General features: G+C 41.6%; 7 protein-coding genes. All 7 read right to left on the reverse strand.

What is annotated here, in order from left to right; translation table 11 throughout:
- Nucleotides 1–6 precede the first annotated feature (6 nt).
- Nucleotides 7–5,364 carry an Ig-like domain-containing protein gene (locus V7138_RS12460; RefSeq protein ID WP_335398076.1) on the reverse strand — a complete coding sequence of 1,786 codons (5,358 nt, stop codon included), beginning with the start codon at nucleotides 5,362–5,364 and terminating at the stop codon, nucleotides 7–9.
- Between the two features lie 5 nt (nucleotides 5,365–5,369).
- A complete protein-coding gene (locus tag V7138_RS12465) occupies nucleotides 5,370–5,924 on the reverse strand; it encodes a hypothetical protein (RefSeq protein ID WP_335397760.1) in 555 nt (184 codons plus the stop codon).
- A 16-nt stretch (nucleotides 5,925–5,940) separates the two neighbouring features.
- On the reverse strand, nucleotides 5,941–7,881 hold the full coding sequence (locus tag V7138_RS12470; RefSeq protein ID WP_335397762.1) for a protein kinase domain-containing protein: 1,941 nt from the start codon (nucleotides 7,879–7,881) through the stop codon (nucleotides 5,941–5,943).
- Nucleotides 7,882–7,990: 109 nt separating this feature from the next.
- Nucleotides 7,991–8,758: a PP2C family protein-serine/threonine phosphatase gene (locus V7138_RS12475; protein WP_335397765.1), complete on the reverse strand. Its 768-nt coding sequence runs from the start codon at nucleotides 8,756–8,758 to the stop codon at nucleotides 7,991–7,993.
- Between the two features lie 176 nt (nucleotides 8,759–8,934).
- Nucleotides 8,935–10,191 (reverse strand): DUF6382 domain-containing protein, encoded by a 1,257-nt coding sequence (locus V7138_RS12480; RefSeq protein ID WP_335397768.1) that lies wholly within the window; start codon nucleotides 10,189–10,191, stop codon nucleotides 8,935–8,937.
- Between the two features lie 296 nt (nucleotides 10,192–10,487).
- A complete protein-coding gene (locus tag V7138_RS12485; RefSeq protein WP_335397770.1) occupies nucleotides 10,488–10,790 on the reverse strand; it encodes a pore-forming ESAT-6 family protein in 303 nt (100 codons plus the stop codon).
- A 40-nt stretch (nucleotides 10,791–10,830) separates the two neighbouring features.
- On the reverse strand, nucleotides 10,831–11,133 hold the full coding sequence (locus V7138_RS12490; protein ID WP_335397772.1) for a WXG100 family type VII secretion target: 303 nt from the start codon (nucleotides 11,131–11,133) through the stop codon (nucleotides 10,831–10,833).
- Nucleotides 11,134–11,448: the final 315 nt, after the last annotated feature.

An 11,448-nucleotide genomic window follows, 5' to 3' on the forward strand; every position in this document is an offset into this window, starting at 1 on the left:
CTAAAATTACATATCCTTCGCGTCTCGTCTGCGGATGATGACTCTTCGGATTGCTACAGCACCAGCTGCTGCAGCACCGACAAGTCCGACCATTGTGCCCGCAAATAATGTTTTATTCTCGTAAAACTTGACGAGTACGCTTTTTTCAACGATTTCAAATTCCATGATTTCGTTATGCTCGTTACCCGCATCGTCAAAGGCTAATACTTCAACCTTGTATTGGTTGATATCAGAAAGTGTAACGGAAACTACTTTTGTGCCATTCACTTCTTTTACATCACCATCGAAGAGTTCTCCATTAATTTTCACAGACTTGAGAGTATCACTTGGATTATCAAGGCTGATTGAGAGAGTCACCGGGTCACGATATGTTTCGTTTTTCTTGACACCTTCGAAATTCACTTTTGGTGGTGTTTTATCAATGATAAACTCGACACTTAGTTGCTGGATATTACCTGCTTTATCCTTTACCTCGAAGAAAAGCACGTGCTTTCCTTCTTCCTCAATTGGGTCGCCTAAGTTATAAGGCTGGCCATTCAAAGTTTGTGAAATGATGTCATATGCATTTAGATCCTCAATCAACAGTTCTGGAAGCAAGCTTTCCTTGAAATATTGATCTGAAATAGCTTCCTTAAACTTAATCACTGGAGCTGTTTTATCAATCGTAAACACGATTGTTCGCGATGACACATTATTCGCTAAGTCGTAAATTTCAGCTTTTAAAATATAATCTCCCTCATCACTTAGCTGCAAACCATTCACAAATGGACGGCCATTGAGTGTGACTCTTGTACGACTTGTGTCTAAATAGCGATCTGAATATGTGACAGTCGGCATTTGGTTCTTGTTGAAGAATCCATCGATCACCCCTGTAATATTCAACGTTGGCTTTGTCGTATCAAGGATAAAACTAACATTAATCGTCGATTCGTTTCCTGCTTTATCTCGAGCAAGAACACTATATTTGTACGTCATTTCAAGAGAAGCCGTAGGAATTCGGCCCGTCACATTTGAACCATTCATCGTTACTGAAACAATCGTGTCTTCAGCTTGGTCCAGCGCAAATTCAGGAGTGAGCACTTCATTGATATATTCGCCATCTTTGATTACACGGCTTTGACCTTTAAACTTCGGTGTGATGACAGGTGCTGTTTTATCGATTGTAAAAGCAATCTGGTTGCTGAACTGGTTGCCCGCTTTGTCAATCGCTTCAACATTGATGACATAGTCACCTTCCTGGCTAAAATTATGACTGAGTCGTGCAGTCTGATTTGCTACAGCAAATCCACCTGCATTGTAGCCTCGACCATTACGTGTCACGTTGATGCGGTTCACATCAAGGTTCACATCACGAATCACAACACTTACTGGCTTATCGACATTATAATGTGCCGCATTTTCAACACCGGTAATTTCGATTGTCGGCTTTGTTGTATCGATTGTGAAAGTTTTGTTCGCAGCGATTGGACCATTTCCAGCCTTGTCTTTGGCACTAATCGCAATCGTGTACAAGCCATCATCATTAAAATTATAGTTTAAGCTTGAGAGCTTATTGTTGTTTTTCCAAGTTCCGATGTTAAATGCTCTGCCATCCTTTGTTGCAGCAAGCGATACATCATTCGTACCAAAATTCAATTCATCAACAGAAACTGTTACTCGCTTCCCAGTTGGGTTAAAGGACTGGTGGTCTACTCCGTCAATTTTGACAACCGGATTCGTTTTGTCGATGATAAATGCAATTTCATCATGCGTTGTTTTGTTTCCTGATTTGTCAGTTGCATTGAAGTAAAGAACATAGCTTCCTTCTTCTTTGAACGTATGTGTTAAACTTGCTTTCGTTCTGGACTGTGCAGGTGCACCTGCCTCATACGTCTTGCCGTTCTTTGTGACGCGGATTGACGTTTGGTCAATGTTTGCATCAGTTACTTCAAACGAAACTTGTTTATTTACATTGTAGTTCGTCATATGATCGACGCCTGTGATTTTTAGCGCAGGAGAGCTTTCGTCAATTGTAAATCTTTTTTCCTGTGCGTCCGCTATGTTTCCAGCAGCATCCTTCGCGGATACTTTAATCACATAGTCACCATCGTTATTGAAAGGAATCTCTACACTTGATTCCACACCTTGGTTTTTCCACTCATAAGGTTTATTGTTTACTGTAATTTCAACATGATTGTTTTTAAAATTCAGTTCGTTCACCTTGATGGTCGCTGTACGTTTTTTATTGTAATATGTTTGGTCTTTTACATTTTCAATCTTAATCACAGGTGGTACATTATCCACTGTGAATTTGTGTTTTTGTTCAACCGCTTTGTTACCAGCAAAGTCTTCAGAGCGGACGATGACTTCATATTCACCATCTTCTGGGAAGCTTTGCTTGAACTGATAACCAGTTGCTGTTTCATTCCACTTCGCATCCTTAACAGGTTTGCCGTTTACGAGTATTTCATTTTTAGTTTCGTCAAAATGAAGGTCATTGATGTCAACGATAAGCTCGTTGTCTTTTTGTACAAAACCACCGTTCGGGATGTTGCCTTTGATTTTTATGTCTGGTGAAGTGCGGTCAATTGTAAAGCCAAGGTCTTCCGTACTTTCAGCACCGAAGTAGTCTTTTGCCTTTACTTGAACTGAATAAACGCCCTCGTCCTCTAGTGTAATCGTTAATTCTTGTGTGATTAACCAGACAATTTTCTCAATCCAGCCATCCTTTTTAACCTCAACTGATTTATCTCCGTTTTTCACTGTGATTTCAGGTACAAACGGCGTATAGTCATCAACAGTAACTTTTAAGTTTACATTGTTGTCGTTAAAATACTTACCATTTTCAATGGAGTACTTAATCGCAGGTCCTGTTTTATCAACCGTGAACTTAATCTTTTCTATCACTTCGTTCCCGGCTTTATCTGTTGAAACGACTTGTAGTTCGTAAACACCTTCTTTTGTGAACTTGTGTTTAGTTGTCGCCATTTGACCATCTAGTACAAGCGGGTCAATTTTATAGGATTCACCATTGTACATTACGGTCGCATTTGACTCACCCATGTTAAGGTCCGTTATCGTGATTGTAACATCGCGGTCTTCGTTGTATCTTCCGTCATCTCCAATGTTAGTCACGACAATTTTTGGAGGTACTTTGTCAATTGTAAAGCTGACTGTTTTTTCTGATGCAATATTTCCTGCCTCGTCTGTAGACTTTAGTTTGACTACATAATCGCCATTTTCGGTAAATGTATGTTCTGCCTTAGCGATTCGGTTTTTCTGTTTCTTGAATTTGATTCCTTCAGTTGAATAGGCATTGTCGTCCTTCGTAATGGTCAATTCAATATTGTCTAAATCAATATTCCAATCCTCGACCCTAAATACAACTGACCTTCCATCCTCCTCATTGTAAAACTCACCTTCACTTACGCCTTCGATGTAAAGATCAGGTGCTGTCTTGTCAATAACAAAAGTTAACTGATTGAAGTCAGCCTTGTTCCCGGCTTTGTCAAAGTAGTCTACATTAATTTCATAAACTCCCTCTTGTTTGAAGCTATGAGTTTGATGTGCTTTGTCACCTTTAAATGTTTCCGTCTTACCATCTTTTGTTACGGTAAAAATCGTTCTGCTATCATCTTTGTTTGTATCCTTTGCAACAATTTCTACTTCCACTTCACTGTTGTATTTTTTGTTATTTTCAACACCAGAAAGGGATACGGTAGGTTTTGTTTTATCGAGTGTAAATGTTTTCGTGACTTTTTCGGCCTCATGCCCAAATTGGTCAGTCGAGCTTAACTCGATTGTATACGTACCTTCCTTTGTAAACGTATGGCTAGCTTCAGCTTTTGAACCGTTTTGTTTGAACTTGATTTCCTCTGTATAGTCCGCTTCATTTTGTTTTACAACTAGAGATGTCTTTGCTAAATCAAGTGTTAGATCATCTACTGAAAAATGAACCGTTGGATTTTCCGGATAATATTTCTCGTTGTCAATACCGGAAACTTCAATCACTGGTTTCTGGGTATCAATTGTAAAATTGAGTACTTGAGATTTCGTTTCATTTCCAGCTTGGTCAAACACACTTACTTCTGCCTTGTAAACACCATCTGTTAAATTGTGTGTACCAAGGGCTGCTTTTCCTGTAAAGGTTTCAAGCGTGCCATTTTTTGTTAATTTTAAGATGGATTTATCTTCATCAAAATAGTCATCAGTTGCTGATATGACCATATTCTTTGATTCTTTATACTTACCGTCATTTTCAACACCAGACACAGATAGTTCAGGTGGCGTTTTGTCGATGACGATGTTCAGGATGGATCCTAACTTTTCCTCAGTACCTCTGCGATCCGTATAAATCGCAGATACCTCATATTTTCCGTCTCCAGTTAGAGTGGCAGTTGCAGATTTTTTACTTAGCAATCCCCCAATTTCCATTGGGATTTTCTGTTCTTGTTCTTCACCCTCTTTTTTTACTGTTAAAAACGCGGAAGACATATTAAGTGGAGTTTGTAAAATAAATTTTACATCTTCATTATAAAAATCAGTTGCTGTTTTATTATCAATACTTAACTTTGGTCCGCCACTAAGGTTACCAAAAGAAATTGTTTTTGCTTCGCTAGCGTTTCCTGCTTTATCAGTTGCTGTAACGGTAATCTCATAATACCCAACCTCGCTAAAGGTAATGGTACCCGTTTTCCCCTTCCATTCAATCTGATCTTTCGATTTATATTCGGATTCATCCTTTATAATTGACATCTTCACTTTATCTTGGACGAAGTTTTCTTCATCAACATTTATTGTAAGTTTAACTGGATTCCAATAATAACCTCCGTCTTTTGGACCTGACAAAGTAACGACTGGCTTAACTGAATCCTTCCATACATGAAATTCACTTTCACTTGGTGGGTCAATTACCCAAGTGTCCTTTTTAAAAGTAATAGTTACCGGTATTTTTTCGTCTTTGTTAATTCCAGTTATGGTTACATTGTATTTGCCTGTGAATCCACCATCTGTAATTGGCGTTATGCCACCTACATTTCCAGAGCCTTTTACATTAATGTCAAAAGGGATAATATTTGGATCAGGAGGTGTTACTGCACTTTCTGGATTCTCTGAATCCCCAGGTTCAGCTGTTGGCTCCATATGTTTCTGATAGTCATCATTTAAATTGACCCGGAATGTAAGGGTATCACCATTTATGTACCATTCCTTTGAAAACTCCGTGCCAATTTCCCATTGATTTTGGTCTTCACCGAATTCTACAAACTGTTTTGATTCACCCTGCGATGATACATTCAGGCTAAACAAAACCGCCGACAGCACTAACACAAGCGCAATCGGGATCCAGAAGACCGATTTGTTTTTTCGGTAGCTTTTTGAGATCATTGCTATCACTTTACTACGCTCCTTTGTTCGATCACTTTATTTGTATGAATAATCATTACATCCACTTCGATTTCAAAATCGGATTCTTCCTCAGGCTCAGTGAGGATGGCTGTCTCGCCATCGCCTTCAAGGAGGATTGAGGTTTCATTGTCATCCACCAGCAATGTTGTCTCATCATCGTCCTGTAACAGGGCCGTCTCCTCGGATAAAAGCGAGGTTTCCTCCAATAGTGATGTTTCCTCTGCTAGTAAAGCGGTAGGTGCAATGTTTGTTTCCTTTAGCAAGGAGGTAGGCTCGAGTTCTTGGCTCATGAGCGCTGTGTCCTCAACTGATGCAGCGACCGGAACCTCCTTTTTACGTAGCCTGATTTCACTCGTTGTTTTCTTCGTTTCCTGTGCTTCAAGGGAAATACGATCGTTTTTGTTCTTTTTGAAAAAACGATTTCCCGTCAGGTCTGCTAAAACTTGAGAGATTTGTAGCTTCATATAAACGATGATTGAGATAATGAGTGTGACCAGCGCTCCCGCTAATCCCCCATAAAACATGATTTGATATTCCAAACGAGAGCCCTCCTCCCTAACTGATATTTAAATTCGCCATGCGTCTAGCAAGCTTTTTATAGGCTTCATTGTCTTTAGCGCCTTCAAGCTCTCCGCACTTTTCAAAGACTTCCTTCGCCTTGCTGTAGTTACGCTGGTCCTCCTGCTTGCCTTGCTCAATATCAAGCAATAGATTGCCAAGCTTGACATACGCGTTAAGGCTTTTCGGATACTCTTTCATGATGCCTTCAAATTGCTCAACCGCCTGAGATTGTTCGCCCATCTCCTGATAAATGACGCCGATATCAACCATAACTGCTTCCTTATTCGGTACATTCAAATCAAGAAGATTATTGTAGTGTTCAATCGCCTGCTCAAAATCGTCACGTGCGGCAACTTGATCCTCAGAATTAACCCCTCTGCTATAAAAGGCCTGGGCAAGCTTTTGCTCAAATTCAATCTCATATTTTAGCTGAAGATGTTCATCAGGAGCTAACTCAAGAACTCCCTGCGCCTTTTGCACAACGGTAATCGCCTTCGTGTTGGCATCAGCGATTTGTCCCTTATACGAAATATAAATATTGGCAAGCGAATTGTAGTTATCTACCTTTTTCGCATTGTTCGGGAGGTTGTCATTATACGACTCAAACTCCAGGAGATTCGTAGAGAACTCGTCATAATCAATGTTCATCCCGCCCAATGTTGTCGCAAGCGTAATATAGTAAGTTGCATCCGGAATCTCTTTTTCATCTACCTGTTTAAAATATTTCAGTGCTACAGGATAATCTCGTTTCCGGTCAAAATACGTCATCCCTAACTTAAAAAGAACCTCGCTGTTTTTATGAATGTTCCCGTATTCGTCATTCATATAGGACTCGATTTTTGACAAGCCAGTGTCGACTTCGTTTCGATTGATATAGACATCAAGCAGATTGTTATAGGCAGATGCGCGCCCCTTGTCAACCTTAATTGCTTTTTCCAAAAGCTTAATTGCTTCTGTATCATCGCCCTCGATTAACGCAATACTAGATTCATTGACAAGACCCATGTAATCCTGGAACTGCACATTTTTCATACCTTGATACCCAAACACTGATGTTGTGGTAAAACCAAGACATAAGACGGCAGGTACTAAAAAGAGGTAGAGCCGCTTCATCATTTTTTTCCGGTAGCCCGCAGTGAGCTTGTTGATATTTTCGAGATCGTATAAAAGCTCGGCACATGTTTGGTAGCGATTTTCCGGTTCAGCCTGTGTGCATTTTAAAATGATATGCTCAAGCCCTTCAGGTAAGGTCGGGTCCCACTGACGAATCGGTCTTACCTCATACGGTGGATCTGCTAGACTTTTACCGGTGATCAGCTGATAGAGTGTTAACCCCAAGCTATAAATATCGGTTCGGGCGTCGGTGCGTTTGCCGGACAGCTGCTCGGGTGCAGCATAGGTTTTCGTACCGAGATTCGTCGTATCTGTTAGACTCTCATCCTTAAACTCACGCGCAATTCCGAAGTCAATCAGCTTGATTTTCCCTTCCGGTGTGAGCATGATGTTATCCGGTTTCATGTCACGGTAAATAATCGGATGGGGCTTTCTTGTGTGCAAATAATAGAGTACCTCGGCTAGCTGCTTTGCCCAGTTGATCACGAGCTTTGCGGAAATAATTTTTTCCCGTTTCAGCTTCTGCTTGAGTGATTCTCCCTCCACATAATCCATCACGACATAAATGTCGCCCTCTGATTCGATGATGTCGTAAATCTTTGGAAGGGAGCCATGGTCGAGTTTCTTGAGCATATTCGCCTCGACAACTAAGCTGTTAATGAGAAGCTCATTGTTGCTGTTATCGCGTTTGCGGATATCCTTAACGACGAGGGACTTGTTGAGCCGGTTGTCCATCGCCAAATAGACAATACTCATCCCACCGCGCCCAATTTCCTTCAATATTTCGTATCTATCATCTATAAAACTTCCAATTTTAATCAACGTAATTCCTCCAAAATTGAAAAGCGCGAGCGCCTTGGATAGGCCGCTTGTGCTAGACACCGAATACTATATTCGAAGTCAAATCTTCTTGGCCTCAAAATCTGGCCATTCACACGACATGCGCAAGAACGATGGAGATGTTATCGACCTCTTTTCGTTCCTTTACGGCATCGATTAGTTTAATCGCTTTGTATTTTAATTGCTTTTCGTTTAAAAATGGATTCGGTCGGAGTTCCTCGAGCAGCTCTGCATCCGTGATTTTATGGTAAAAACCATCGGTACACAGCAAGAACACCGTTCCGGGTGCGGTCTCACCTGTTAGGATGACGACATCGAGCTCCTTTGTTGCCCCAACACATTGTAAAAGCACATTGCGACGCGGGTCCTTCAAGGCTTGCTCAGGTGTTATGTTCCCGCGCTCCACTTCCCGTGCTACCAAGGTTTGGTCCTTTGTCAGCCTTGTCACCTCATCTTGAATTTGATAGGCGCGGCTGTCACCAATATGTACGATATAGTAACGCGAATGAATAATGAGGAGCGCAGTCACCGTTGTTCCGACCTGGGTGTTCGTTTCTTCCCCATACTCTAATATTTTTTCGTTTTGCTCCGTGATGCAGGTTTCGAGTGCCTCGCGGATGTCCTCATCTTGTTGGCTTGAATGCAGCAAGTTTGGCAGCTCTTGCTCAAACCAATCTGAGAGACCGCGAACGACCGTGGCACTTGCCAGTTCCCCGTGGTCAAGCCCCCCCATTCCGTCGCAAACAACGAACATCCCAACATATCCGTTTGGCGTTTTCGCCGTCTTGACGAGCATGGCATCTTGGTTTGTTTTTTTCTTAATTCCAACATCTGTATGGTACGCATGTATGAACGCCACTTTTTTCACCTCAATTAGAAATGCGTCAGGCGCTGGGCTTTAGGCGACAAGCACAAGACAAGCGCTGACAGAAGGCGTTTTTTGTCTTCCGAAGCGATTGGGTTGTGACCTCGAGCCGATGGCGCCTAAAGCTAGACATTAATAACTTAGAAAACAGTATTTATTACTTTTGAAACTTAAAACAGCCTAAATTCAAATTCTTCGTTTGCCAGCTTGATTTTGTCCTCGTGCTTGATTTTGACCTTGTTTTTCGGTACAAGCTTAACGCCATTTACATAGCTCCCGTTTCGCGATTCCTGATCGACGATAAAATATTCCCCGTTCTCGGTAATCAGCTCTGCGTGCACACGCCCAACAACCTTATTTTTTGACGTGTAGTCCGTTTGCTGTGGGTCACGGCCGATTTTAAACACTTTCTTTGAGACCATGATTTTTTCCTGAGTAGCTGTAACAAGGAATGGAAGCTGCTGGTGAAAGCTTGTTCCCACACCTAGTGCGGTTGTTCCTTCTTCCTCTTCCGGTTCCTTAATGGCAGTGAGGACAGTTGTGCCTTCTTCCTCTTCAGGATCGTCTGTGTCGAACGAAATCGGACTGCCAACATTCGGCTTAATATTGATAGAGGTTCCTCCGGCTAACAGGGAATTTCCTTCGCCGAGCTCGGTGCGAGTGATTCGCTTGTACTGGACCTCTTCCTCAATCTCAAGCTTTTGACTTGTCTTTTTATCAGACCTTTTACTACTGTATTCTGATGTGATCGCCCCATTTTCCTCAGACACCTTGATTTCACTACCAGGGCTATAGTAATTCGGTGTCCTTGGTTCCTCATCCTGGATTGGCAGCTTCTTAAAACTCTCAGGTGAAGCCGGCTTGTTCAAGAGCAGCTCGTGCAGCTTTTTTTGAAGCGCATAAAGATTGATTTCCTCTGCTGTCGCGAAGTAATTATGCAATCTCACAAAATAAGTGAGGTCATCATTTTCATCATAGGAATGGGAGTGTAAGAAGCTGGTGAAGAATTCCCGGATTGATACCTTTTCAAAAATATTATTTTTAATTGGCATGTACAGTAGGATTAATCTGTTTGAAAAATTATCAATAAAGATGTAGTTCTCATCAAAAACAAAGTTGTTCACATTCAACCCAAGTCGCTCGGTCTCAATCAATGTTTCGACGATGTTGGTGAAAAATGAGTGGATCTGCTCTTTGTTGAGTACGTTCGTTGTCTGTTGGGCCAGGGTCTGTTCAGATACCAAGTCATAGCGGAAGTACCCCTCATCCTCCTTGTTGATCACAACACATGGCAAAAGCCCTGGTACCTTGTTGTTTTTAAGCTTATCGGCTTCGGTAAAATCAACACGAATTTCAGACGGCACCTTATAAAAGATGAATTTCGAAACACCATAGTTCTCAATATGTAAATCAACATGTTTGATCATTTTTCTTGCACTCCCATTGTTTATCAAATGCGCCTTGGCGTATTTGCGCCCAGATTTTTAGGCCCACACGATGTGGGTCACAAAGACGTTGCCACAGGATGTGGCGTTCTTAGTCTTTGATCTTACGCGCGAAAAGTTTCCTTTGAAAATCGCATGTCTCCGCCGGAGGCTATAACTTTATTCAGTCAGGGATAAGCCCAACTGAATTATTTTGTCTTCACGTTCCCAGTAAAAACTTCCCTGAATAAAGTTATGAGGTGAGGACAATCGGCGAGGCCCATTGCCCTCCTCATGAATTATTTAAATGCGCTAGCGTTGTTGTTAATTGCTGTTTCAGCTGCGTTGTAGTTTGTAACTGTGTTGTCTAGGAATTTCGCGTAGCTATCAATAACTTGGCGATACTCCTCAAAACGTGGAGCCAATGCATTGAAGTTTCCGCGAATGGTATTAGAAGCGTCCGAGTTCCATGTAGCGGCTAAGCCGTTCATTTCCTTCTTGATGTCTTCTAATGCAGTCGCAAGCTGTTGGTTTAGGTTACGAATTTGCCCAGCGGTTTTACTTACCTCGCCAAGGGAAATCTTGATTCCATCAACTGACATAGTGCCACCTCCTTTTTTGATAGTTTAATAGGTAACGAGATTAGTTAGTTAAGCGACGTGCTTGGTTTACTACCTCATTTTGAGTTTCACGGTATGTTTTTGCGCTTACTTTTAAGAATTCGGAGTATTGTCTCATCAAGTTCGTCATTTTTTGGAAGTCATCCATGAAGCCCTTGATTTGAGAAACATATGCTTGGTTATCAGTACCTTGCCATGCTGCACCCATGCCTTCGACCTCTGTGTAAAGAGCCTTGTACAGTCTCTCATAGTCAGCAGATTGTTGGTCAATTTTAGTTGCGGCAGTGTCTAATTTCGCTGGATCAACTGTGATTGAACGTGCCATTGTTTTTTCACCTCCTTTAAGTGGGATATGTATGAGTTAACTCGGGTTGAGCCGAGAGAACTTTGGATTCGTGTTGGTGCACGGGTTTGGACCGTGCTTGGGCTTGCGGTCTACCAGGTTTGTGTTTCTCGCTTTGTGGTATACCACTGAGTATAGTATTGATGCATCGTGCATACGTTTCGGGCTTGGTGGTGTACCGATTATGGTGTTTGCGGTATATCGAGATTGTGTTTCTGGTCATCTGATATACCGATTATTGAGTTTACGATATACCGAGATTATCTTTCTGGCTCTCTGATATACCGATTATCGGGT

Origin of the sequence: Bacillus sp. JJ1533, assembly GCF_036965045.1 — a bacterium.
In the GTDB taxonomy this organism is placed as follows: Bacteria; Bacillota; Bacilli; order Bacillales; family Bacillaceae_L; genus Ferdinandcohnia.